The organism is Pseudomonas sp. 22085, assembly GCF_052045815.1.
Taxonomy (GTDB): domain Bacteria; phylum Pseudomonadota; class Gammaproteobacteria; order Pseudomonadales; family Pseudomonadaceae; genus Aquipseudomonas; species Aquipseudomonas glycinae.
In genome coordinates this window covers 151,691-178,014 of sequence record NZ_JBQEQA010000002.1, presented here as the reverse complement: position 1 = coordinate 178,014, position 26,324 = coordinate 151,691, and the positions used below count along the sequence as shown (strand labels likewise).

The following is a 26,324-nucleotide window of genomic DNA, read 5'->3' as shown; positions in this document are numbered from 1 at the left end:
GCTCCCACAAGGGGGGAATTCTTGCCTGTTACTGCCAGCCGAACCGGCGGATGTAGAAGCCTTTGACGGCTTGAGTCAGGGCCATGTACGCCAGCAGGATCACCGGCAGGAACACGAAGTACATCGACGGCAGCGCCTGCAATTTGAAGTAGTGCGCCAGCGGCCCCATCGGCAGGAAGATGCCCACGGCCATGATGATTGCGGTCATCACCAGCAGCGGCATGGCCGCGCGGCTTTGCAGGAACGGAATCTTCGGCGTGCGGATCATGTGCACGATCAGCGTCTGGGTCAGCAGCCCCACCACGAACCAGCCGGACTGGAACAACGTCTGGTGATCCGGGGTGTTGGCATCGAACACGTACCACATCAAGGCGAACGTTGTGATGTCGAAGATCGAACTGATCGGCCCGAAGAACAGCATGAAGCGCCCTACGTCGCCTGGCTGCCAGCGTTGCGGCTGTTTCAGCATCTCGTCGTCGACGTTGTCGAACGGGATCGCGATCTGCGAAATGTCATACAGCAGGTTCTGCACCAGCAGGTGCATCGGCAGCATCGGCAGGAACGGAATGAACGCACTGGCCACCAGCACCGAGAACACGTTGCCGAAGTTCGAGCTGGCGGTCATCTTGATGTACTTGAGCATGTTGGCGAAGGTCCGGCGCCCTTCCAGCACGCCCTCCTCCAGCACCATCAGGCTCTTCTCCAGCAGGATGATGTCGGCCGCTTCCTTGGCGATATCCACCGCGCTGTCCACCGAAATCCCGATGTCTGCGGTGCGCAGTGCCGGGGCGTCGTTGATGCCGTCGCCCATGAACCCGACCACGTGGCCGTTGCCCTTGAGGATGCGCACGATGCGCTCCTTGTGCGATGGCGTCAGCTTGGCGAACACGTTGGTGGTTTCCACCGCCACGGCGAGTTCAGCATCGCTCATGCGTTCGATGTCGTTGCCCATCAGCAGGCCTTGCTGGGCCAGGCCCACTTCGCGGCAGATCTTGGCGGTCACCAGCTCGTTGTCGCCGGTCAACACTTTCACCGCCACGCCGTGTTCGGCCAGGGCCTTCAGCGCTGGTGCGGTGCTTTCCTTCGGTGGATCGAGGAACGCCACGTAACCGATCAGCGTCAGTTCCTGCTCGTCGCTCAGGCTGTAAGTGTCACGACCTTGCGGCATCGAGCGTGCCGCCACCGCGACCACGCGCAAGCCTTCAGCGTTGAATGCTGCGGTGACCTGACGGATTTTCGCCAGCAATTCATCGCTCAAGGCTTCGTCGACTTCACCGTGACGCACCCGGCTGCACACCGCCAGCACTTCTTCCACTGCGCCCTTGCAGATCAGTTGATGCGGCTGGCCGCGCCCTTCCACCACCACCGACATGCGCCGGCGATTGAAGTCGAACGGGATCTCATCGACCTTGCGAAACGCCGTGCCGACCTTCAGCTCACGGTGGATTTCCACGTGTTCCAGCACCGCCACGTCCAGCAGGTTTTTCAGACCGGTCTGGTAATAGCTGTTGAGGTAGGCCATTTCCAGCACGTCATCGGAGTCTTCGCCCCAGACGTCGACGTTACGCGCCAGGAAAATCTTGTCCTGGGTCAGTGTGCCGGTCTTGTCGGTGCACAGCACGTCCATGGCGCCGAAGTTCTGGATCGCATCCAGGCGTTTGACGATGACTTTCTTGCGCGACAGGAACACCGCGCCCTTGGCCAGCGTCGAGGTGACGATCATCGGCAGCATTTCCGGGGTCAGGCCCACGGCAATCGACAACGCGAACAGCAGCGCTTCGGTCCAGTCGCCCTTGGTGAAACCGTTGATAAACAACACCAGCGGCGCCATGACGAACATGAAACGGATCAACAGCCAGCTGACTTTGTTCACCCCTTGCTGGAACGAAGTCACCGCGCGATCCGTCGCCCCGACCCGCTGCGCCAGCGCACCGAAATAGGTGCTGTTGCCGGTGGTGAGAATCACCGCCACCGCCGTCCCGGACACCACGTTGGTGCCCATGAACAGGATGTTGTCGAGCTCCAGCGGATTGCGCGTGTCACGATCGGCCTGACGCGGGAATTTTTCCACCGGCATCGATTCGCCGGTCATCGCCGCCTGGCTGACGAACAGATCCTTGGCGCTGAGCACCCGGCAATCGGCAGGAATCATGTCGCCAGCCGACAGCACGATCAGATCGCCGGGCACCAATTGCTTGATCGGCAATTCAGCGCGCGGCGCGTCCCGGCGCAGCACGGTGGCGGTGTTGCTGACCATCGCCTTGAGCGCGTCGGCGGCCTGGTTGGATTTGCTTTCCTGCCAGAAGCGCAACAGCGTCGACAGCACCACCATCGAGAAAATCACGATGGCGGCCTTGAGGTCTTCGGTCAGCCACGAGATCACCGCCAGCAAGGTCAGCAGCAGATTGAACGGGTTCTTGTAGCAGTGCCACAGGTGGGTCCACCACGGCAGCGGCTGCTCGTGCTCGACTTCGTTGAGTCCATGCTGCGCACGCAGCACATCGACTTCGAAATCGGTGAGGCCGTCGGTGTGAGTGCCGAGGTTCGACAGCAGCACGCCGCTGTCGCAATGGGCGGCGTCTACCAGCGTATTGGCCAGGGTGGGTGGCACTTCACGGCTGACCGTGGTGTCGTTGAGGGTTTCAAGCAAGGCCAGGCGACGGAAATGCCGGGCGATGTGGCGGGTCCGCAGGAAGCCTGCGAAAAATTCCTTGAGCGTAAGTTTCATGGCTGTTGCCCCTATGGTCAGCCGGGAAACCGTCGAGCAGGTACGTCCTCGTCCCGGGCACCGGAAAACCGGCACGGCAAGGCGTGGCGCGCCGGTCAGAAAAGACAGGCGTGTCGATAGGGCTGCAATGACGACGATGAAGTCGACTTCACAGGCTTTTCAGTGTCGATGAGAAGGACGTCGGGACATGACCGGGACCGGTCATGATCGGGATGCCGCTGCTCGCTGTTCGGCGAGACAACGGCACAAAGGAATGCGCGTTATCTTGCCGAGAATCCGCCGGTTACAAGGACCGGCCGACAACTGTCACTCGAACAAGTACCCACTGTGGGTCTCCGCTATTGATGAAAACGCGCGAAGCTTACGCCCCGATGTCTGGAGAGTAAACCCGCAAAAGGAAGTGTGTCGGGGAATGTGGCGGGTGTTCAGGAAGGGTTCAGGATTGCCCCCAAGATCGCCGAGATCGTTCCCACGCTCTGCGTGGGAATGCAGCCGGGGACGCTCTGCGTCCCATTGGAACGCGGAGCGTCCCTTGAGGCATTCCCACGCAGAGCGTGGGAACGATCAGTGTGGAGGCTGAAAGGATACTTAGCTGGCAGTTGCCAACAACAAGTCCATCACCGAACGGCTGTGCCCGCGGTTCTTGCCATGCTCATACAGCGAGCCGGCAATTTCGTCCGCGCGGATCGGCAGGATCGACAGCAGTGTATCGCTCAGACCGTGGCTGGCCTGGCAGAAGCCCTGCATGTACAGACCGGCCTTGCAGCGCTCGTCGGTGATCAGTTTGTAATTGCGATCGACCTCGAAATCGCCCAGGTACTCCTCCAGCGGCGCCAGCAGTTTGCGGTGCATCTGACGCTCGTAACCGGTGGCCAGCACGACCGCGTCATAGACTCGTACGGTGACTTCACCGGTGGCATTGTTGCGCACGGTCAGTTCAATGCCATGTTCGGTGGCAGTGGCTTTCTCGACCGTGGTCAGGGTGCGGAACGCATGGCGCGCAATCCCGGAAACTTTCTGCCGATAGAAGATGCCGTAGATGCGCTCGATCAGGTCGATGTCGACCACCGAGTAGTTGGTGTTGTGGTACTCGGTGACCAAACGCTCACGCTCGCTGCTGTTCTGCTGGAAGATCAGGTCGGTGAATTCCGGCGAGAACACTTCGTTGACGAACGGGCTGTCGTCCGCCGGCTTCAGCGCCGAGCCGCGCAGGATCATGTCGACCTGCACCGACGGGAACGAATCGTTCAGATCGATAAAGGCTTCCGCTGCGCTCTGCCCGCCACCGATGATTGCGATGCTCATCGGCTGGTTGTTCACGCACGGCTGCTTGGCCATTTCCGCCAGGTACTGCGAGTGATGGAACACTCGGCCATCCCCCTTCAGCGCCTTGAACGCCTCGGGAATGCGCGGCGTACCGCCGGCGCTGACCACCACCGAACGCGCGGTGCGTACGAACTGCTGGCCGTCGGTGCCTCGCGAGATCACCCGCAGCGCTTCAACCTGATGGTTGTGCAGCACCGGCTCGATGGTCAGCACTTCTTCGCCGTAGCGGCTCTGTTCGGTGAACTGTGCAGCCACCCAGCGCAGGTAGTCGTTGTACTCCATGCGGCACGGATAGAAGGTGCCGAGGTTGATGAAGTCCACCAGACGGCCGTGGTGCTTGAGGTAGTTGACGAACGAGTACGGGCTGGTCGGATTGCGCAAGGTGACCAGATCCTTGAGGAAGGAAATCTGCAACTCGCTCTGGGTCGACAGGGTGTTGCCGTGCCAGCTGTAGTTGGGTTGCTTGTCGAGAAACAGCACATCCAGTTCCCCCTGGGTCGGGCCGCGCTCTTGCAGAGCGATGGCCAGCGCCAGGTTCGAAGGGCCGAAACCGACGCCGATCAGGTCGTGAACGATGGGCGATGCAATTGCCTGTGTCATTTCCAGTGTCCTCTGGATGAACCCCCGAACAGCGCGGAGGAAGAGCTTGGGTGACCGGCCAGCCCGGAGCAGGACAGCAGGTCGTCTGTTGAGTAGGAACGAGGACAGTGAAATAAAATTTAACGACGACTTCTCAATGGGCATCCCATTGTTTGATTCGCAAGCGGCAATGTTTCATGGCGTTGACGATGTGCTTTTCCACCAGAGCCTTGGAAATCCCAAGGTGCTCGGCGATCTCGGGATGCGACAGGCCCTCGATCTTGCGCAACAGAAAACTCTCGCGGCACAGCGGCGCAAGCTCGGCCAGCGCACGCTGCAACATGTCCAGGCGCTGGCCATGATCGAGGGTGCTGTGGGGGGACGGGGTGAAATAACGCTCTTCGCTGTCGAGCACTTCCAGCGATTCGGCCTGACGCAGGGCATTGCGCCGATGGTCATCGATCACCAGGTTCAGCGCGGTGCGGTAAAGAAAGGCCCGGGGTTGCTCGATCGGGGTATCGCTGGATCGCTCCAGGACCCGCACATAAGCGTCATGCACCACATCTTCGGCCACCTGTCGGTTGCCGAGCCTGGCGTTCAGGAAACACACCAGCTCACGATAGTAGTTTTCCAACATGACTCCCGGCCGCTTGAGTGCGGGTTCTGTCCTTGAGCACACTGGCCTGCTCGGCCGCACGAGGCAGTAGCAGGATAGTGGCAACTTGAGGTGCGTAATTTATAGTAATTCTCATATAGATTTAAAGTAGTGTTTGTCATTGCCCGACAAATTGTGTCCGGCTATACCTTCAGATTGCTGTAACAACCTTTTTCACCGCTTAAATTCCGGTCGGCTTTCATCGTTTACAGGACAGCTCCCCGTGTCTGTCGCGCCCTGCGGCAGCGTTCAACGGTGCCCGATCCTGCGCACACCTCTGAACGACGGGCCGATTTCCACTGGCCGGAACCCTGCATGAAACGTCCCCGCCCCGCCCGACGCGCCCTGCTCGTAGTCCTTTGTCTGATCCCCGTTGCCGCCTACGCCGCCTGGCAGATCCTGCCGCCCGGGCGCGACAGGTTCGCCACCGTGCAAGTGACCCGCGGCGATATTGAAAGCAGCGTCACCGCCCTGGGCACCCTGCAACCCCGGCGTTATGTGGACGTCGGCGCCCAGGCCTCAGGGCAGATCCGCAAGATCCACGTAGAGGTCGGCGACGTGGTCAAGGAAGGTCAATTGCTGGTGGAGATCGATCCGTCGACCCAGAAAGCCAAACTCGACGCCGGACGGTTTTCCATTGAAAACCTCAAGGCCCAGTTACAGGAACAGAATGCCCAGCACGAACTCGCGCAACAGAAATACCAACGCCAACAGAACCTGGCCGCTGGCGGCGCCACCCGCGAAGAAGACGTGCAGACCGCCCGCGCCGAACTGAAAGCCACCCAGGCGCGCATCGACATGTTCCAGGCCCAGATTCGTCAGGCCGAAGCCAGCCTGCGCAGCGATCAGGCCGAACTCGGCTACACCCGCATTTATGCGCCGATGGCCGGCACCGTAGTGGCCCTCGATGCCCGCGAAGGCCAGACCCTCAACGCACAACAACAGACACCGCTGATCCTGCGCATCGCCAAATTGTCGCCGATGACCGTGTGGGCCGAAGTTTCCGAAGCCGACATCGGCCACGTCAAACCCGGTATGACCGCCTATTTCACCACCCTCAGCGGCGGCCAGCGACGCTGGAGCAGCACCGTGCGGCAAATCCTGCCGGTGCCGCCCAAGCCCCTGGACCAGACCAGCCAGGGCGGCGGCAGTCCTGCCAGTTCCAGCAAAAGCGGCAGCGCCCGCGTGGTGCTCTACACCGTATTGCTGGATGTCGACAACGCCGACAACGCACTGATGGCGGAAATGACCACCCAGGTATTCTTCGTCGCCAGCCAGGCAAAAGACGTCCTCACCGCACCGGTTGCCGCCCTGCAAGGTACTGCCACGGCAAACCGGCAGACCGCGCAGGTGATCGCCGCCAATGGCGACGTGCAGTCCCGCGAAGTGCATACCGGCATCAGCGATCGCTTGAAAGTCCAGGTGCTTGAGGGCTTGAACGAAGGCGATCACCTGTTGATCGGCCCGGCCGACGGCAGCGGAGGCTGAATGCAGACGCCCCTGATCGACCTGCAGGCCATCCGCAAATCCTACGGCGGTGGCGACGCCCCTGAAGTGCATGTGCTGCGCGGGATCGACCTGTCGATCCACGCCGGAGAATTCGTGGCGATTGTCGGCGCGTCCGGCTCCGGCAAATCGACCCTGATGAATATCCTCGGCTGCCTCGACCGGCCCACCTCCGGCGAATACCGTTTCGCCGGGGAAAACGTCGCCGGCCTCGACACCGACGAGCTGGCCTGGCTACGGCGCGAAGCCTTCGGTTTCGTGTTTCAGGGGTATCACCTGATTCCGTCCGGCTCGGCCCAGGAAAACGTCGAGATGCCGGCAATCTATGCCGGCACCCCGGCCGCCGAACGCCACGCCCGCGCCGCCGCCCTGCTCGACCGCCTCGGCCTGGCATCGCGCACCGGCAACCGTCCACATCAGTTGTCCGGCGGTCAGCAGCAACGGGTGTCGATTGCCCGGGCGCTGATGAACGGTGGCCACATCATCCTGGCCGACGAACCCACCGGCGCCCTCGACAGCCACAGCGGCAAAGAAGTCATGGCGTTGCTCGACGAGCTGGCGAGTCAGGGCCACGTGGTCATCCTGATCACCCACGACCGCGAAGTCGCAGCGCGGGCCAAGCGGATCATCGAAATCCGCGACGGCCTGATCATCAGCGACAGCGCCCGGGACAACCCCGAGGCCCAGACGTCGGCCAACCCCGGCGCCCTGCAGGCCGTCGACCTGCGCAAGCGCCTGAGCGAAGGCGCACAAGCCTCCGGCGCCTGGAAGGGCGAGCTGGTGGACGCCTTGCACGCCGCCTGGCGGGTGATGTGGATCAACCGCTTCCGCACCGCGCTGACCCTGCTCGGGATCATCATCGGCGTAGCTTCGGTGGTGGTCATGCTCGGCGTCGGTGAAGGCAGCAAGCGCCAGGTCATGGCGCAGATGGGCGCGTTCGGCTCGAACATCATTTACCTCAGCGGATCAGCCCCCAATCCGCGCACGCCACCGGGCATCGTCACCCTTGATGACGTGGCAGCGCTGGCCAGCCTGCCGCAAGTCAAGCGGATCATGCCGGTGAACGGCGCCGAGGCCGGCGTGCGTTTCGGCAACGTCGATCACCTGAGCTACGTCGGCGGCAACGACACCAACTTCCCGGCGATCTTCAACTGGCCGGTGGTCGAAGGCAGCTACTTCACCGACGCTGACGAACGCAACGCCAGCGCCGTGGCGGTGATCGGCAAGAAGGTGCGCGACAAACTGCTCAAGGATGTCGCCAATCCCGTCGGCCAGTACATCCTGATCGAAAACGTGCCGTTCCAGGTGGTCGGCGTGCTTCAGGAAAAAGGCGCGAGCTCCGGCGATCAGGACAGCGATGACCGCATCGCCATCCCCTACTCCGCCGCCAGCGTCCGGCTGTTCGGCACACGCAATCCGGAATACGTGGCCATTGCCGCAGCCGATGCGCGCAAGGTCAAGGAGGCGGAACACGCCATCGAGCAATTGATGCTGCGCCTGCACAACGGCAAGAAGGATTTCGAGCTGACCAACAACGCCGCAATGATCCAGGCCGAGGCGCGCACGCAGAACACCCTGTCGCTGATGCTCGGCTCGATTGCCGCGATTTCGCTGCTGGTGGGCGGGATCGGGGTGATGAATATCATGCTCATGACTGTGCGCGAGCGTACCCGCGAGATCGGTATTCGCATGGCCACCGGCGCCCGGCAACGGGACATCCTGCGCCAGTTCCTCACCGAAGCGGTGATGCTCTCGGTTGTCGGCGGGATCGCCGGGATCGCCCTGGCGCTGATCGTCGGCGGCGTGCTGATGCTCAGCGAAGTCGCCGTGGCGTTTTCCTTGATGGCGGTGTTCGGCGCCTTCGCCTGCGCCCTCGTGACCGGTGTTGTCTTCGGCTTCATGCCGGCCCGCAAAGCCGCCCGACTCGACCCGGTGACGGCCCTTACCAGTGAATGATCGATCTATGAAACCGCGCCTCAGCCTGTTGACCGTGTGCCTGTTGCTCAGCGCCTGCGGCAGTCCCGTCCAGCGACCCGATAGCGGCCTGCAACCGCCCGCCACCTGGCAGTCGCCCCACGACACCAGCGTCGCCCGCACCGATCCGCAATGGTGGAAACAGTTCGGCAGCCCCGAGCTCGACCGCCTGATCGAACAGGCACGCCTCGGCAGCTTCGACCTCGCCGCCGCCGTCGCCCGAGTGCGCCAGGCCCAGGCCGGCACGGTGATTGCCGGCGGCTCGCAGTTGCCGGAGGTGAAAGCCGGGGCCAACGCCAATCGCCAGAAACTGCTGCGCGGCAATGGCTACTCCCAGCTCGACGCGGACAGCAGCAACAAGGCTGTGGATTATTTCGATGCCAACCTGAGCGCGTCCTACGAAATCGATTTCTGGGGCGGCAAACGCGCCTCCCGCGACAGCGCGCAGCTTGCCCTGCAAGCCAGCGAGTTCGACCGGGCGACCGTGGAGCTGACCTTGCTCAGCGGGGTGGCCAACACCTACGCACAAGCCTTGTCGCTGCGTGAGCAAAGTCGCATCGCCGAATTGAACCTGGCCAACGCGCAGAACGTGCTGAAACTGGTGCAGACCCGCTACGACTCAGGCTCGGCCACAGCCTTGGAGCTGGCCCAGCAAAAAAGTCTGGTGGCAGCGCAACAACGGCAACTGCCGCTGGTGCAACAACAGGCCCGGGATGCCCTGATCAGCCTCGCCGCCCTGCTCGGCCGGCCGGTGCAGGAGCTGCAAACCGGCGTGGAACCGTTCGATCGACTGCACTGGCCGACCATCGATGCCGGCGTGCCCAGCGATCTGCTCAGCCGTCGCCCGGACATTGCCCGCGCCGAGGCGCAACTGGCGGCGGCCGAGGCCGACGTCAAAGTCGCCCGCGCCGCCATGCTGCCGACCGTGACCCTTACCGCCCAACTGGGCTCCGGGGCCAACCAGTTCGATGACATTATTCGCAGCCCGTTCTACAACCTCACCGCCGGACTGGTCGCACCGATCTTCAACAATGGTCGCCTGAGCGCCGAACGCGACAAGGCCAAGGCTCGCCAGGAAGAGCTGCTGGAAACCTATCGCGGGGCGATCATCAACGGTTTCGCCGACGTCGAAAAAGCCTTGAACGGGATTCGCGGGCTCGACGAACAGCGGCAATGGCAAAGTGAAGAATTGAATCAGGCGCAGACCGCGTTCGATATCGCCCAGCGCCGCTATCAGGCCGGCGCCGAGGATTTGCTGACGGTGCTGGAAACCCAGCGCACGCTGTACGCGGCGCAGGATCTGAATGTACAGCTGCGCCTGTCGCGATTGCAGGCGAGTATCGGGTTGTACAAGGCACTGGGCGGTGGGTGGCAGGCGCTGTAATCGCAGCGAACTCAAGACCGCTTTTGCGAGCAGGCGCACTCTCACAGTGACCGCATTCCATCTCAATGGACGCGATCATTGCGGGAGCAAGCCTGGCAAGTTCAGCGAATCAACGATAACGCGGCCCTCAGACCGCGAGGTTCTTGGCCTTCAGGTTACGCGCGTACCACGGCCGCTTAGGCACACGCCGGAACAGCCCTTCGAGTTTCTTCTCGTCCTCGCCAAAGGTAATGCGCAGCGCGAGTTTCATGGTTTCCGGGTCCATCTCCACCGACTTGCCCACCTGCAAGCCCGGCACCGTACTGCAACCATGAGTCGTGGGACCCAGCCACGGATCCGCTACTTCGACCCAGCGACCCGGAGCAAACCATTGCACGCCATTGACTTCCAGGCGGGTGACCTGCCCCGGGTGAAAACGCTCGTGAGCACGGAACCAGTCCTCCACACGGTCATCGATCCAGCCATGGAACGCCCAGAACACCGGGTTCACATGGGAGGAAAACGGATCGCCGAGAAAGTCGTTCTCAGGGGCGAACCAGCGTGCGGCGAAATCGTCCAGATCACGAGCCAGGGGCACCGGCTGACCATTGGACGGATCGCGCGGCACCGACGCCCAGCGCATGTGCAGCCAGTCGTGCAGACCCAGCTCCACTTCTGAGCCGAACTGACCGAGGGTCAGCTTCGACAGATATTGCGGATCGCGGTATTGCGACTCCCAGACCTCGAAGTTGCTCTGGTAGGTCTCGGCGGTCTTGATATCGCTGACCCATTGCGCGTACTCGTCATCACCTTCGGCCAGCCAGGTCGGCGGCAGCGAGGTGCCGTCGTGGTTATCGAAGTAACGGGCGAACCCGACACGGTCGCGAATCAGTTCCGGCTGCGGCAACGGGAAGAACTGCCAGGACGGCAGATCCTGCATCGAACGCGCGGTGCCGAGCATGTGTCGGTGCATGAAGAAGAAGTCGATGCCCGACCCGTTGCGATCCTTGCGCGGACCACGGGCATCACGTTCCAGGTTGCGTGGGCCGGGCTGCCAGCCGAGGCCGCGCAAGGCATTGCGCTTGTCTTCCGACAAGGTGTGCCACTTGTCCCGCGTCGCATGCCAGACCTGGTGAAACAGCCGGTGCTCGGGCGACACCAGCCACGCCAGCAACGTCGGGTTCAACGGCGTACGCTGCCGCGCTTCCGGGAACAGGCACTTGACCGCAACGAAACGGTGATCCTGATCCGGCAGGGCCAGCGAGCGGTCGAGACGCTGCACCGTGCCGCTGAGGGTGCCGCTGCCGGCATTGCCGAAATCGGCCCAGACCTCATCCAGAATCATGTTCAGTTCGTAGTCCACGCTGCCGCCAGCACCCAACAGTCGCCAACTCAGTTTTGATGCCTCGGCCCCGGCCAGATCGCCGAGAATCCGGTAACGAGGGGTGTCGGCAGAGCGCAGACGCTCCGGCGTGTCGAGAAAGCCACACACGCCCCGGCCTTTCTGGCCGATGTCGATGAACACTTCCAGGCCCTGGGTCGGCAAGCCGTCCAGGCCTGCGTCACGCCCCGTGAAACGGATCTTCCAGACCCCGCGCAGCGCATTCGCCAGGCGCTGCCCGGCCACGTCAGCCACATCGAATGACGCCTCACCCGGGGTGATCGTCGGGTCGGGCTTCGTCCACTCGCGGTGCCCGAAATAAGCTGCAGGTACGGCAGCGCCGGTCAGTGCCAGGCCTGCCATGAACCATCGTCGAGAAATCCTCATTGCCCTACCTGTGTTCAGCCCTGAAGCAGGCTTTATCCAAGCTAGAACGTTTGCTGACCGAACAAATTTAAGCGCCGTCAGAACGGACTAATTTTCTCCCGCGCCCGCTCGTTCTTCCCAGATAGCAAAGGCCTCTGCGCCTGTTCTTCGACAGCGAACCTGACTGAGATGGCAATGACAAAACCACGTTCGAAAAAGGCTCTATTCATCGGCCTGCCACTGGCCCTGGCGCTCAGCGTCGGCGCCGGTATCGCGGTCTGGGACATCGGGTTCAAGGACAACCCCGGCTACCCGGTCAAAGTCATGCAGCAGGCCGAAGAACTGCACGAGCACATGCTTTCGTTCGACAGCCACATCACCATCACCCAGAACTTCGGCACCACCGGGAACGAAGTCGACAAGGATGGCAGCGACCAGTTCGACCTGGTCAAGGCCAATCGCGGGCGGCTGTCCGGTGCGGCCCTGACGATCTTCGGCTGGCCGGAAATCTGGAACGGCCCGAACGCTCCGCACAAGCCCACCGCAGGCTTCGTCGAAGAGGCGCGCAACCAGCAGGAAATCCGCTACAAGATCATTTCCGGGATGGTCCGCGACTTCCCCAACCAGGTCGGCATCGCCTACACCGCCAACGACTTCCGGCGCCTGCACGGCGAAGGCAAGTTCGCAATTTTCATCAGCATGCTCAACGCCTACCCGCTGGGCCACGACCTGAGCCAGCTGGACCTGTGGACGGCGCGCGGGATGCGCATGTTCGGCTTCAGCTACATCGGCAACAACGACTGGGCTGACTCGTCGCGCCCGCTGCCGTTCTTCAATGATTCGCCGGACGCCCTCGACGGCCTCTCGGACCTGGGCAAGCAAGCGGTCAAGCGCCTGAACGACCTGGGCGTGATCATCGACGTGTCGCAGATGTCGACCAAGGCCCTGGAGCAGGTCGCGCAGTTGAGCCGTACGCCGCTGGTGGCGTCGCACTCGGCACCGCGGGCCATGGTCGATATACCGCGCAACCTCAGCGACAAGGAAATGCAGCTGATCAAGAACAGCGGCGGCGTGGTGCAGATTGTCGGCTTCTCGCAATACCTGCGACCGCTGACCCAAGGCACTCAGGACAAGCTGAATGAACTGCGCCAGCGCTTCGACCTGCCGCCGCTGCCGAACCTGGCCGTGGCCCTGATGCCGGGCGATCCGATCATCTCCGCCTGGTCCGAACAGAAGTTCGGCGAGTATGCAGGCCAGCTCTACGCGATCCTCGAAGAAGAGCCGAAAGCCAGCCTCAAGGACCTGGGCGACGCCATCGATTACACGGTCAGGAAGATCGGCATCGACCACGTCGGCATCAGCTCGGACTTCAACGAAGGTGGCGGCGTCAAAGGCTGGGAAAATGTCGGCGAGATCCGCAACGTGACCGCAGAACTGCTGTCGCGCGGCTACTCGGAAGCGGACATCGCCAAGCTCTGGGGCGGCAACTTCCTGCGGGTCTGGGATCAGGTCGAGAAATCCGCCAGACCGGCGCTCGCGTCGAACCGGGAAGTCGCCAAGCCATGAGCAACCGTCGTGACTTTCTGAAGCAGGCCGGACTTCTCGCCGCGGCCTTGCCGCTGGGCGCGAGCCTGCCGAACATCGCCAGCGCTTCGACCGCCGCCGCGCTGCCAGGCAACAAGTGGGCGCAGTTGCAACAGTTGTTCGATCAGGATCCGGCCTGGCTGCACTTCTCCAACTTCCTCGTCACCACCCACCCGCGCCCGGTGCGTGAGGCGATCGAGATGCACCGCGCCGCCCTCGACAAGAATCCGGGGCTGGCGATGGACTGGGACCACGGCGTGACCGAAAAGCGCGAGGAAGCCGTGCGCGTGCTGGCCGGCCAATACGTGCAGGCCGATGCCCGGCAGATTGCGCTCACCGGCAGCACCACCGAAGGCCTGGCGATAATTTACGGCGGCGTGCAGGTACGCGCCGATCAGGAAATCCTCACCACGGCCCACGAGCATTACGCAACGCACACCATCCTCGAACTGCGCACCCAGCGTGACGGCACCAAGGTGCGCAAGATCCGTCTGTTCAAGGATCCTTACCGGATCAGCAAGGATGAACTGCTGGCCAATATCGACCGCAGCATCCGCCCGGAAACCCGCGTGCTGGGCATGTGCTGGGTGCATTCGGGCAGCGGCGTGAAACTGCCGCTCGCCGACATCGGTGCGCTGGTCGACAAACACAACCGCGGTCGCAGCGAGGCCGACCGCATCATCTACGTGGTGGACGGCGTACACGGTTTCGGTGTGGAAGACCTGAGCTTCCCGGCCATGAACTGCGACTTCTTCATCGCCGGCACCCACAAATGGATGTTCGGTCCGCGCGGCACCGGGATCGTGGTCAGCCGCACGCCGGAAGTGAAATACGTCACGCCGATCATCCCGACCTTTTCCGAGGCCGAACACTTCTCCACCACCATGACGCCGGGCGGTTACCACTCGTTCGAGCATCGCTGGGCGTTGACCGAGGCCTTCAAGCTGCACCTGCAACTGGGCAAGGCCGACGTGCAGGCGCGCATTCATGAACTGAACAGCTACCTGAAAAAACGTCTGCTGCAACGCCCGCAGATCGAACTGGTCACGCCGTTGAGCCCGGAGTTTTCCGCAGGCTTCACCTTCTTCCGGGTCAGGGGCAAGAACAGCGACAAGATCGCCGCGCACCTGATGGCCAACAAGGTGGTGGCCGACGCCGTGGAGCGCGATGTTGGCCCGGTGATCCGCACCGCACCCGGCCTGCTCAACGACGAAGCCCAGATCGACCGCCTGCTGGCGGTGCTCGACCGGGCGCTGTGAGCGCCAACGATTTCCTTCCTTTGACGAGACTCGAAATGAACAACGAACTGCCTCGTTCTGCCCTGAAAACCCTGCCGGCGCTGATGTTCGCCGCCCTCGCCGCCAGTCTGCTGCCAAACGCCGCGCAAGCCGCCACGCCGCCGGCACCGGGCAAGGTGTTCAAGGATTGCAAGGACTGCCCGGAAATGGTCGTGCTGCCCACCGGCACCTTCACCATGGGCACGCCTGAAGACGAAGTCGGCCGCGAGCCCGACGAAGGCCCGATGCATCCGGTGACGTTTGCCAAACCGCTGGCGATCAGCCGCTTCCAGGTACTCAAGGGCGAATGGTTCGCCTACCTCAAGGACACCGGCTACCAAATGCCCGACGGCGATGATCGCCCGGGGCGCGCGTGCAAGGCCGGGATCCCGGATTACGCCGGCAGCGACCCGCGCAAGCAGTACACCGACAGGCATCCGGCGGTGTGCATGGACTTCGCCGAGGCCAACGCCTATGTGGCGTGGCTGTCGAAAAAGACCGGCAAGCAGTACCGCTTGGTCAGTGAGTCCCTGCGCGAATACGCCGCCCGGGGCGGCACGACCGGGCCGTTCCCGTTCCCGTTCGATGAGGGCAAGGAATACAGCATCGCCAAGCACGCCAATACCTACGGTGCGGCCGATGGCTACAACTTCACCGCGCCGGCCGGCAGCTTCCCGCCCAACGCCTTCGGTGTGTACGACATGCACGGCAACGTCTACGAATGGACCGCCGATTGCTACAACGAAAACTACGAAGGCGCGCCGAGCGACGGCAGTGCATGGGAGACCGGCAAGTGCCAGTTCAAGCGCATTCGCGGCAACGACTGGGGCGAAGCGCCGGTGTTCTCGCGCTCCGGCAACCGCAATGCGCTGGTGCCGACCGAGCGCGGCGACTGGATCGGTTTCCGGGTCGCGCGGGATCTGTAACGCTCCCGCCGCCACGCTAAATTAACCCTCCCGCCAGTCGTTCTACAGATGGCGCGATCCATTGCGACGCGCCATTGCCCTCTACGTCACCCAGGCGATGTCCGCAGCCGATCCCGGACCTCGCCGCTCTTTCACGCAGGGAACCTCCATGAGCAAACCAACACGCGGGGTGATCAATGAATTGTTCGCCCTGCTCAAACCCTTTCGTCTGATCGTGGCCGGTTCGATCCTGCTCGGCATGGTCGGCGGCCTGAGCGTCACGGCGCTGCTGGCGACGATCAACAACGCGCTGCACTCCGAAGCTGGCCTGACCAGCAACGTGGTCGCGGCGTTCGCCGGCCTGTGTCTGCTGGCCCTGTTCAGTTCGATCTTCTCCGACATCGGCACCAACTTCGTCGGCCAGCACATCATCGCCAGGCTGCGCAAAGAACTGGGCGAAAAAGTGCTGTCGGCGCCCATCGAGCAGATCGAACGCTATCGCAGCCATCGGCTGATCCCGGTGCTGACCCACGACGTCGACACCATCAGCGATTTCGCCTTCGCTTTCGCGCCGCTGGCCATTTCCATGACTGTCACACTCGGCTGCATGGGCTATCTGGCGATCCTGTCGTGGCCGATGTTCCTGATGATGGTGGTGGCGATTCTGATCGGTACCGTCATTCAGTACATCGCCCGTGGGCGCGGCATGCAGGGTTTCCTCAAGGCCCGGGATTACGAAGACGAGCTGCAAAAGCACTACAACGCCGTCGCCGAAGGTGCCAAGGAGCTGCGCATCCATCGCCCGCGCCGCCATCGCATGTTCACCTCGGGCATCGAAGGCACGGCCGATAAAATCTGTGACACCCAGGTACGTTCGGTGAACATCTTCGTGGTCGCCAAGACCCTCGGCTCGATGCTGTTCTTCGTGGTGATCGGCCTGGCACTGGCCCTGCAATCGCTGTGGCCGAGCGCCGACAAAGCGGTGATGAGCGGCTTCGTGCTGGTGCTGCTGTACATGAAAGGTCCGCTGGAACACATCATCGGCACGCTGCCGATCGTCAGCCGCGCACAGATTGCATTCCGCCGGATTGCCGAATTGTCCGAGCAGTTCTCCTCGCCCGAGCCGCACTTGTTGCTCAGCGACCAAGGCAATAAAAAAACGCCCGTGCACAGCCTGGAGCTGACCGACGTCTCGTACAGTTTCCCGACCGTGGAAGGCGCTGCGCCGTTCCGCCTGGGGCCGGTGAACCTGAAGATCGATCAGGGCGATATCATCTTCATCGTCGGTGAAAACGGTTGCGGCAAGACCACCCTGATCAAACTGCTGCTGGGCCTGTATGCGCCGCAGCAGGGTGAGATCCGCCTCAACGATCAGGTCGTGACCGCCCTCACCCGCGACGACTATCGCCAGTTGTTCACCACGATCTTCGCCGACTATTACCTGTTCGACGACGTGGTGCAGGGCGACACGCATATTCCGCAAGACGCCAACAAATACCTCGAGCGCCTGGAAATCGCGCACAAGGTCAGCGTGCGCGACGGCGCGTTCACCACCACCGATCTGTCGACCGGTCAACGCAAGCGTCTGGCGTTGATCAATGCGTGGCTGGAAGAGCGTCCGGTGCTGGTGTTCGACGAATGGGCCGCCGACCAGGACCCGACGTTCCGACGGATTTTCTACACCGAATTGCTGCCGGACCTGAAGCGTCTGGGCAAGACCATCATCGTCATTTCCCACGACGATCGTTACTTCGACGTCGCCGACCAACTGGTGCGCATGAGCGCCGGCAAAGTGGTCACCGAGCTGCAGCCCGCCTGATTGTGAAAAATTTGTAAAAAAAGTGCGTTGAGCCTTTCCGGTTTTCGGAAGGCTCAACGTCTTACTTACAGTTAATAGAAATAGTTCTCAGTCAACACTTTGAAGAGTAGAAGAACAATGCCCGCACCGCACGGACTCCACCCGCTCGCCAAGGCTCTGCTGATCCGCCGTTCCTTCCGCACCACCCTTCCAGCCGTTTGCGCCCTGGCCCTCACCCTGCCGATCACCGGCCAGGCGCAGGCAGCGGCCGTGGCGATCAATATTCCTGCTCAGTCGCTGGGGAGCGCTCTGCAGGAATTCGGCCGCCAGACCAATCTGCAAGTGCTGTACAGCCCGGACGAAGTGAGCGGTCTGCGGAGCACCGCCGTCAGCGGCAACCTGGAACCGACCGCAGCGATCGGGCAATTGCTGCAGGGCACCGACATCACCTACAGCGTCCAGGGCAACAACGTTGCGTTGCGCGCCCGCGGCAACAGCGCAAGCCTGGATCTGGCGCCGACCAGCATTACAGCGGCCCAGGAATCGGCGTGGGGCCCGGTTGACGGGATCGTCGCCAAACGCAGCGCCACCGGTTCCAAAACCGATACCGCGCTCAAGGAAATCCCGCAGACCATCAACGTCGTCACCCAGGACGAAATCAAGATGCGCGGTTCGCAATCGGTCACCGAAGCCCTGCGCTACACCGCGGGCATGACCGGCGGCGGTTTCTCCGATCGGGTGAAAATCTTCGACGAACCGACGTCCCGTGGCTTCTCGCCTACCCCGCTCTACCTCGATGGTCTGCACCTGCCTTACGGCGGCGGCAGCACCGGCGGTTCGCTGCAGATCGATCCGTACAGCCTGGAGCGCATCGAAGTGCTCAAGGGCCCGGCATCGGTACTCTACGGCCAGAACCAGCCAGGCGGGATCGTCAACATGGTCGGCAAGCGTCCGACCGCCACACCGTTGCACGAAGTGATCCTGGGTGGCGGCAGCTATGACCGCAAATACGGCGCCTTCGACCTGGGCGGCCCGATCGACGACCAGGGCGAGTTTCTCTATCGCCTGACCGGTGTGGTCAACGACAGCAACTCGCAGATCGACCACGCCGACCAGAACCGCATGATGCTCGCGCCCAGCCTGACGTGGCTGCCGAACGACCGCACCAGCATCACCTTCTACGGCCAATACCAGAAAGACCGCGACACCCCGGAAGCCCAGGGCCTGCCGGCCGACGGCACCGTCCACCGCAGCAGTGCCGGGCGCATCAGCCGCAGTCTGTTCATCGGCGAGCCGGGCGTGAACAAGTACGACCGCGAACAGTTCGTGATCGGCTACGAGATCGCCCACGAACTCAACGACGTCTGGACCCTCAAGCAGAACGCCCGCTACGCCGACCTCAACGACCGTTACGTCGCGCCGCTGCACGGCTACTCGTTCGAAACAAACCCGGTCACCGGTGACGAAATCAGCTACCAGACCCGTTACGGCGTGGACTGGGCTCAGCACAACAAGGTTTTCGGCATCGATAACATCGCCCAGGCCCAGTTCAAGACCGGCGAACTGGACCACACCCTGCTGCTGGGCGTGGACTACTACCACTTCAATTCCAAGTTCCTCGGTCGCTATGACCGCACCGGCCCGGCCATCGACCTGTACAACCCGGTCTACGGCAGCGAGTTCAATTTCCGCCAGCCTTACAAGTGGGACAACACCGTCAAGCAGACCGGCCTGTACACCCAGGACCAGATGCGCTGGAACCAGTGGTTCCTGACCATTGGCGGGCGTTATGACTTCGCCGAGACCATCAACAAGGAACCGTTGGGCGGCAACCGTTCGAACCTCAAGGACGAGAAGTTCACCGGTCGTGCAGGCTTTGGCTACGAGTTCGAGAACGGCATGACGCCGTACGTGAGCTATGCCGAATCATTCCTGCCGCAAACCGGTGCCGACATGAACGGTCGCGGGTTCGAACCGACCGAAGGCAAGCAGTACGAAGTCGGCATCAAGTACGAGCCGAAGTCGATCGACGGCTTCATCCAGCTGTCGGCCTATCAGATCGACCAGAACAACATGCTGACCAACGACCTGCAAAACCCGGGTTTCAGCATCCAGAGCGGTTCGGTGCGCTCGCGCGGCGTGGAACTGGAAGGCAAGGTCAACGTCACCCAGAACCTGCGCGTGCTGGCCTCGGTGTCGCGTAACCAGATCAAATGGCGCAGCGTCAACGATGGCCGCGAAGGTCGCACCCTGGCCATGAGCCCGCCGCTGACGGCGTCCGCATGGATCAACTATGACTTCGACATCTCGACGTCGCTGGCCGGTCTGGGCATGGGCCTGGGCACCCGCTACGTGCGCAGCAGCTATGGCTCGGACTACGAGGAAGATTCCTTCCAGATCCCGTCCTACACCGTGTATGACGCCATGGTCTCCTACGACCTGGAAAAATCGCCACTGCACGTCAAAGGCGTGAAGGTGAAGATGAACCTGGAAAACCTCACGGACGAGAAATACGTCGCCAGCTGCAACAGCACGCTGGACTGCTACTACGGCGAAGGCCGGACCATGACCGCCGACGTGACCTACAACTGGTAACACGCTCAGCGTCAAACAGAACGCCGGCATCTGCCGGCGTTTTGCTGTCTGCCCGAAAGCAATTCCCGGGCAAAAGAAAAGGGCCGTAAACAGCGGCCCTTTCAGTCCCTCGAAAACCAGTGTCACTGCGCCGTAAACACCTCCACCAAGCGCTCGGCGATGTGTCGCTGCGCTTCTTCGGCTTCGTCGATGATCGCGCCCATGCGCATGAAGTCATGGGTCATGCCTTCGTACACTTTCAACTCGACCTCGACACCCGCCGCCTGCAAATGCCGGGCGTATGCCACGCCTTCGTCGTGCAGTGGATCGCACTCCGCCAACACCAAAAGCACCGGCGCCACAGCGGCTGAGACGTCACCCAGCAACGGCGAAAAACGCGGATCGAGACGGTCGGCCGCCTCACGCTGATAGTGGTTGTAGAACCAGTTCAGCGATGCCTTCTCCAGCAGATAACCCTCGGCGTAACGCTCGATGGACGGGGTGCTGCGGCTGGCGTCGGTGACCGGGTAGATCAGCACCTGCAAACGCGGCTGCACCGGGGCACCCGCCAATTGTGCGGCCAGCACCGTGGCCAGGCTGCCGCCGACGCTGTCACCGGCAATTGCCAGGCGCGTGCTGTCCAGGCCCAGATCCTGAGCGCTGGCGACCAACCAGTGCCAGGCATCCTGTGCATCGTCAGCGGCGGTCGGGAAGCGACATTGCGGCGCCAGTCGATAGGCCACCGACACCACCACGCAATCGGCCATCGACGCCAGCGCCCGGCACAGCGAATCGTGGGAATCGAGGCTGCCGACCACATAACCGCCGCCATGGAAGTACAACAGTGCCGGACGCCCGGCCCCGGCGTTCAAGGGCTGATTGCTGTAGACCCGCGCATCCAGCAGCGAGCCGTCGCGCACCGGCAGTTGCAGTTCATCGACCACCGCCAGGTCTTCACCGCCAGCGTCCATCAGCAACGAAGACTGATCGAACTGCTCGCGCGCCTGTTCCGGGCTCAACTCATGCATGCCCACGCGTTTGCCGCTGGCCCGGCCGTTGCCGACCAGTTGCAGAAATGCGGCGATATCAGGATTCAACGACATTCAAATTCTCCAGACCACTCGGGCGCCTTAAGCGCCCGAGTGGTGTTTGCGGTTACAGGACAGGATTCAGGACATGGCTACTGATTCAACGATCTCGCCGAGCATTTCTTCAGCCTCGGACAGGAAAGTTTCATCCCGCGGGATCTGGAAGTGCCCGCAATCGAGCCATTCGCCGCCCATGCCCGGCTGTTCGAGTTGCGTCGCCAGTTCAGCCGCCTCCTCTTCGCGACCGAGCGTCCACCAGCAGACCGGCTGCACCGCCAGCGGCGGACAGCGGTCGAGTTGCAGCGACAGCTGTTTAAGCCGGCGCGCCACGCTGAACACATGGGCCAGTTCATCGGCCCCCAGCGCGACGTAGGTCGAAGCCCCACCTCCGACGCCCATCGCTGCGTTGAACACTGCACGCAGGTGCTGTGCCGTTTCCTCGCCGTCGATGGTCACGTTTGTGGCATCCGGCAGCGTGACCCGCAGAAAATCGCGCAGGTCGGCTCGCCAGTCATCCACAGCGCCGGCATTGATCGCCGCCGAGGCCACGAAGCTGTCCACCAGGCCGACGAACTGCACGGGCTGCCCTTCCCGCTCAAGCTGCGCCGCCATCAGCATCGCCAGCGTACCGCCGAGCGACCAACCCAGCAGGTGATACGGCCCCTGCGGCTGTTTCTCGCGAATCTGCGCCACGTAATCACTCGCCATGCTTTCCAGCGACGTGTCGCTGAAGGCCGGGTCGAGCAACATCCGCGACTGGATCGCCAGCACCTGGCGCTGACCGCTCAGACGACGGGCCAATGGCTCGTAATCGAACACCGTGCCGAAACCGGCATGGATGCAAAACAACGGTTCCCGCCCCTTGACCTCGGCGTTCATCGCCAACAGTCCGGAGGCTTTCTCGGCCGTGCCCTGAACACTGGCCACCAGTTCGCCGATGCTCGGTTTCTGCATCAGATCGCGCAGTTTCAGGCTCAGGCCCTGGGACTTGAGCACACGACTGCGAGCGACCACCTGCAGGCTGAGGATCGAGTCGCCGCCCAGTTCAAAGAAGTTGTCGGTCAGGCCGACGCGTTCGATCTTCAGCACCTCCTGCCAGATTTTCGCCAGAGATTTTTCCAGCTCGGTACGCGGCGCCACGTAATCCTGACGCTGTCCGGCGTCCGGATCCGGCAGGGCCTTGCGATCGAGTTTGCCGTTCGGCGTCAGCGGCATGCGCTCAAGCAACATCAAGTGCGCAGGCACCATGTAGTCCGGCAGGCCGGCCTTGAGCTGTTCGCGCAAGCGTTCGCACAGACCGTCCACCGACGTATCGGCACCGGCCAGCACATAGCCGAGCAGCTGTTTGCCGCTGACGCCATCCCGAGCGACCACGGCTGCATCGCGCACACCCGGTTGCTGCTTGAGGCGTGCTTCGACCTCACCCAGTTCGATACGGAAACCGCGGATCTTCACCTGATGGTCGATTCGGCCGAGGTAGTCGACCGTGCCATCGGCGCGCTGGCGTACCAGGTCGCCAGTGCGATACAGACGGCTGCCATCGGTGCTGAACGGGTTGGCCACGAAGCGCTCGGCGGTGCCGCCGGCGCGCCCCAGATAACCACGGGCCAGCGCGCCACCGAGGTACAACTCGCCGGCAATCCCGACCGGCAGACGGTTGAGATCGCTGTCGAGCACGTAACCACAGCGCTCACCGACCACACTGCCGATCGGCGCGTAGGCAGCGCCGCAGACATCCTCGGCGCCGGCCTTCCAGATCAGCGGCGTGACCACGGTTTCGGTCGGGCCGTAGCCGTTGATGATGTACTGCGGTTTCAGCGCACGCTTGGCCAGCTCGAAACTCGCCACCGGCACCGCATCACCACCAAAGCAGTAGATTCGCACCGGCGGTGGGTTGCCGTGTTGCTCGGCGTGTTCGGCCAGTTGCTGCAGGTACACCGGCGGGAACGCCGCCACGGTCACGCCGTGTTGATGCATGGCGTTGCAGGTCTGCTCGGCGGTCCACAGGCTGTCGTCACGGATCAGCAGGCGTGCGCCATGGGTCAGGGTGGTCAGCCAGCGTTCATGGGCGCCGTCGAACGCGAACGACATGAAGTGCAATTCGCAATCGGCTTCGCTCATTTCATAACGCTGACCGATCGCCTCGCAGTGCATCGCCAGCGGCCCGTGAGCCACACCGACGCCTTTGGGCAACCCGGTGGAACCGGAGGTGTAGATCACGTACGCGAGGTTGCCCGGTTCGACCGAAACCTGCGGCGCAGTATCCGGCCGGGCGCTGAGGTCCAGTTGATCCAGTTCCAGCACATGCAGGTTGTCCTGGGCTGGCATCACCTGACGCAGGCTCGAATCGCTGAGCAGCAACGCAATCCCGGAATCACGCATCAGATAACTCAAACGCTCGCGAGGATAGGTCGCGTCCAGCGGCACATAGGCACCGCCAGCCTTGAGCACCGCCAGCAGCGCGACGATCATGTTTTCGCTGCGCGGCAGCGCCACGCCGACCCGCACTTCCGGGCCGACACCTTCGGCGATCAGTGCATGGGCCAGACGATTGGCCCGTGCCTCGATCTGGCCGTAGCTGAATGCCTGATCGTTGAAGACCACGGCAGTCTGCTCGCTGCGCTGCACGGCCCACTGACCGATGCGCTGATGCACCGCCAGCGCTGGCGGCTGTCCGGCAACCATCGTCGAATCCGCGACCTGCGCAGTCGGCAGGCCGATGCGGCCCAGCGGTTGCGATGCGTCTTGCGTAAGCGCAACCAGCAGCCCTTCCATATTGCTGCGGATGCCTTCGACGGTCGCCCGGTCGAAGTGCTCGCGCAGGAACATGTACTCGATCACCAGCCCTTCTTCGAGCGTAACCATCAGGTCCATCGGGAAGTTGGTCAGGCCGGCGCTGGCGCTCTCGCCGAACTTGAGCGAGTCGTCGCGCCACTGCCGCAACGCCTGATCGATCGGGTGGTTTTCGAACACGATGATGCTGTCGAACAGCGACTGTCCGGTACGTCCGGCCCAACGCTGAACGTCGGACAGCGGCGTGTATTCGCGCTCGCGCATTTCCAGGTTGAAGTCCTGCAAGTCGCGCAGCCAGTGGCCGACCGCCTGTTCGGCCGGTACATCCTTGATCACCGGCAAAGTATTGATGAACAGACCGAGGATCGACTCCGACGCCGGCAGACTCGCCGGACGCCCCGCCACCGTGGCACCGAACGCCACGCAGCGCTGGCCGCTGTAACGGCTCAGCAGCATCAGCCACGCGCCCTGCACCAGCGTGTTGAGGGTGATCTGCTGGGACTGGGCGAAGGCTTTGAGCTGTTCGGTGCGGGTTTCGCCCAGACGGCTGTACAGCGCTTCGTGACCGCGACCTTCGCCGATGCGGGCAACCGCGTCAGCGAGATACGTCGGCTCGTCGAGCAGGCTCAGGTGTTCACGCCAGAAACCTTCACTGGCGTTGGCATCCTGCTGTTGCAGCCAGTTGATGTAGCGACGGTACGGCACCGCTTCGGCGAGCGGCTGGCCGGAATACTGGCTCAGCACTTCGCCGATCAACTGCGAACTGCTCCAGCCGTCGATCAGGATGTGGTGATAGGTCCAGATCAGTTGATAGCTGCCCTCGCCCACCTGCACCAGGGTCAGGCGTTGCAGCGGCGGACGGTCGAGGTCGAAGCCCTTGGCCCGTTCGCTGGCGGCCAGCGCCTGCAAGGCTTCTTCGGAATGATCCTGATCGCGCCAGTCGAGCAGGCTCACCGGCAGTTGCGGATCGGCGAGCACGAATTGCAGCGGCTCGGCCATGTCCTGCCAGAGGAAACCGGTGCGCAGAATGTCGTGACGACGGCTCACCGCTTCCCACGCTGCCTGGAAGCGCGACGGCTCCAGGCCCTGCACCGGAATGCTCACCTGGTTGATGTAGAGGTCGGCTTCCGGCGAGTTCAAACCGAGGAACAGCATGCCCTGCTGCATCGGCGACAAGCGGTACAACCCGTCCAGTTGCCCCTCGGGCAATGGCAGCCCGGCAATCTGCGCCTCGCTCAGACCGTGCAACGGCATGTCGACCAAAACGGCCACCGGTGCCTGAGTGCCTTCGCTCGCCTGGGCACGCACGGCCAGTTGCTGGATGGTCGGCTGCTGGAACAGGTCTTTCGGGCTCAGTTCGATGCCTTGTTGACGGGCGCGGCTGACCACCTGAATCGAGACGATCGAATCGCCGCCCAACGCGAAGAAACTGTCGGTGGTGCTGATCCGCTCAAGGCCCAGCACGTCTTTCCAGATCTCCACCAGCGTCTGCTCGACGGCATTGGCCGGTTCGACGTGTTGCTGCGCAGCCGAGAACGCCAGCGCCGGCAGACGCTTGCGGTCGAGTTTGCCGTTGGGGCTCAGCGGCATCTGCGCCAGCCACATCCGGTGCGCCGGCACCATGTAATCCGGCAGGCTCGCGCCCAGCCAGCTCGACAGGCTGTCGTGCAGTGCGTTGCGCGCGGCATCGCTGGCGTCGACAGTCGCCGGATCGCTCGGCACCAGATACGCCACCAGTTGCTGACTGCCCAGTACGTCACGGGCAACCACCACCGCTTCCCGCACGGCAGGGTGTTCCATCAACCGTGCTTCGATTTCGCCCAGCTCGATCCGCAGACCGCGCAGTTTGACCTGATGGTCGATGCGCCCGACGTACTCGATCACGCCGTCGGCGCGATAGCGCGCCAGGTCACCGGTGCGGTACATCCGCTCGCCGGCCGCGAACGGATTGGCGACAAAGCGCTCGGCGCTCAGCCCTGGACGACGGTGATAACCACGGGCCAGACCGATTCCGCCGAGATACAACTCACCGGCTACACCCACCGGCAGCGGATTGAGACCGCTGTCGAGAATGAAGGTCGACAGGTTGGCAATCGGCTGACCGATCGGCACGCCATCGCGACCTTCGTCGCGGCAGGTCCAGTGGGTCACGTCGATCGCGGCTTCGGTCGGGCCGTACAGGTTGAACAGACCGGCCTGCGGCAGTTTGGCGAAGACCTGCACCTGCGCATCCACCGGCAGCGCTTCACCACTGCAGACGATGCGCTTCAGACCGGTGCAGCTCGACACGTTGGCGTCCTGCAGGAAGGCCTGCAGCATCGACGGCACGAAGTGCAACGTGGTGACGCGCTCGGCGTTGATCAGCGCGATCAGTTTCGCCGGATCGCGGTGGTCGCCCGGTGCCGCGACGACCAGTCGGGCGCCGGT

At 62.8% G+C, this 26,324-nt stretch carries 14 protein-coding genes (1 of these 14 cut by a window edge); 8 read left to right on the top strand and 6 right to left on the bottom strand.

What is annotated here, in order from left to right; translation table 11 throughout:
* Positions 1-28: 28 nt before the first annotated feature.
* The 3 genes from mgtA to ACTJK7_RS03000 form a co-directional block, all read right to left on the bottom strand.
* Positions 29-2,728, bottom strand: coding sequence for a magnesium-translocating P-type ATPase (gene mgtA, locus ACTJK7_RS03010; RefSeq protein ID WP_108560665.1), 2,700 nt, complete (start codon positions 2,726-2,728; stop codon positions 29-31).
* A gap of 588 nt (positions 2,729-3,316) precedes the next feature.
* Positions 3,317-4,654: a lysine N(6)-hydroxylase/L-ornithine N(5)-oxygenase family protein gene (locus tag ACTJK7_RS03005; protein WP_440780260.1), complete on the bottom strand. Its 1,338-nt coding sequence runs from the start codon at positions 4,652-4,654 to the stop codon at positions 3,317-3,319.
* Positions 4,655-4,787: 133 nt separating this feature from the next.
* Positions 4,788-5,270 (bottom strand): sigma-70 family RNA polymerase sigma factor, encoded by a 483-nt coding sequence (locus ACTJK7_RS03000; protein WP_064378811.1) that lies wholly within the window; start codon positions 5,268-5,270, stop codon positions 4,788-4,790.
* A gap of 333 nt (positions 5,271-5,603) precedes the next feature.
* Between ACTJK7_RS03000 and ACTJK7_RS02995 the strand changes: the two genes are divergently transcribed.
* Genes ACTJK7_RS02995 through ACTJK7_RS02985 form a run of 3 tightly spaced genes read left to right on the top strand, consistent with a single transcriptional unit; the run spans position 5,604 to position 10,152 of the window.
* Positions 5,604-6,776 carry an efflux RND transporter periplasmic adaptor subunit gene (locus tag ACTJK7_RS02995; protein WP_108560659.1) on the top strand — a complete coding sequence of 391 codons (1,173 nt, stop codon included), beginning with the start codon at positions 5,604-5,606 and terminating at the stop codon, positions 6,774-6,776.
* On the top strand, positions 6,777-8,750 hold the full coding sequence (locus ACTJK7_RS02990) for a MacB family efflux pump subunit (RefSeq protein WP_108560656.1): 1,974 nt from the start codon (positions 6,777-6,779) through the stop codon (positions 8,748-8,750).
* Positions 8,751-8,757: 7 nt separating this feature from the next.
* The gene (locus ACTJK7_RS02985) at positions 8,758-10,152 is read left to right on the top strand and encodes an efflux transporter outer membrane subunit (RefSeq protein ID WP_108560653.1); all 1,395 of its coding nucleotides are present in this window, start codon (positions 8,758-8,760) and stop codon (positions 10,150-10,152) included.
* Positions 10,153-10,279: 127 nt separating this feature from the next.
* Here the strand turns inward: ACTJK7_RS02985 and pvdP are convergent, their stop codons facing one another.
* Positions 10,280-11,899 (bottom strand): pyoverdine maturation tyrosinase PvdP, encoded by a 1,620-nt coding sequence (gene pvdP, locus ACTJK7_RS02980; RefSeq protein ID WP_108560650.1) that lies wholly within the window; start codon positions 11,897-11,899, stop codon positions 10,280-10,282.
* Between the two features lie 174 nt (positions 11,900-12,073).
* On the opposite strand from pvdP, the gene pvdM reads away from it, so the two are divergent.
* From pvdM to ACTJK7_RS02955, 5 genes are all read left to right on the top strand, one after another.
* The gene (pvdM, locus tag ACTJK7_RS02975) at positions 12,074-13,444 is read left to right on the top strand and encodes a pyoverdine-tailoring dipeptidase-like protein PvdM (protein WP_236196472.1); all 1,371 of its coding nucleotides are present in this window, start codon (positions 12,074-12,076) and stop codon (positions 13,442-13,444) included.
* Positions 13,441-14,721, top strand: a complete 1,281-nt coding sequence (pvdN, locus tag ACTJK7_RS02970; protein ID WP_440780258.1) for a pyoverdine-tailoring periplasmic protein PvdN — start codon at positions 13,441-13,443, stop codon at positions 14,719-14,721. Before pvdM ends, pvdN begins: the two co-directional genes overlap by 4 nt.
* A 35-nt stretch (positions 14,722-14,756) precedes the next feature.
* Positions 14,757-15,665, top strand: coding sequence for a dihydropyoverdine dehydrogenase (gene pvdO / locus ACTJK7_RS02965; RefSeq protein ID WP_108560644.1), 909 nt, complete (start codon positions 14,757-14,759; stop codon positions 15,663-15,665).
* Positions 15,666-15,813: 148 nt separating this feature from the next.
* On the top strand, positions 15,814-17,463 hold the full coding sequence (locus ACTJK7_RS02960; protein ID WP_440780257.1) for a cyclic peptide export ABC transporter: 1,650 nt from the start codon (positions 15,814-15,816) through the stop codon (positions 17,461-17,463).
* Between the two features lie 117 nt (positions 17,464-17,580).
* The gene (locus ACTJK7_RS02955; RefSeq protein WP_323151699.1) at positions 17,581-20,037 is read left to right on the top strand and encodes a TonB-dependent siderophore receptor; all 2,457 of its coding nucleotides are present in this window, start codon (positions 17,581-17,583) and stop codon (positions 20,035-20,037) included.
* A 122-nt stretch (positions 20,038-20,159) separates the two neighbouring features.
* On the opposite strand, the gene ACTJK7_RS02950 is transcribed toward ACTJK7_RS02955, so the two are convergent.
* Positions 20,160-21,119: an alpha/beta hydrolase gene (locus ACTJK7_RS02950; RefSeq protein WP_440780255.1), complete on the bottom strand. Its 960-nt coding sequence runs from the start codon at positions 21,117-21,119 to the stop codon at positions 20,160-20,162.
* Positions 21,120-21,185: 66 nt separating this feature from the next.
* Positions 21,186-26,324 carry the end of a non-ribosomal peptide synthase/polyketide synthase gene (locus ACTJK7_RS02945; RefSeq protein WP_440780254.1) on the bottom strand. 9,921 nt of this gene lie beyond the right edge of the window, so only the last 5,139 of its 15,060 coding nucleotides appear in the window; its start codon lies off the right edge, out of view; its stop codon occupies positions 21,186-21,188.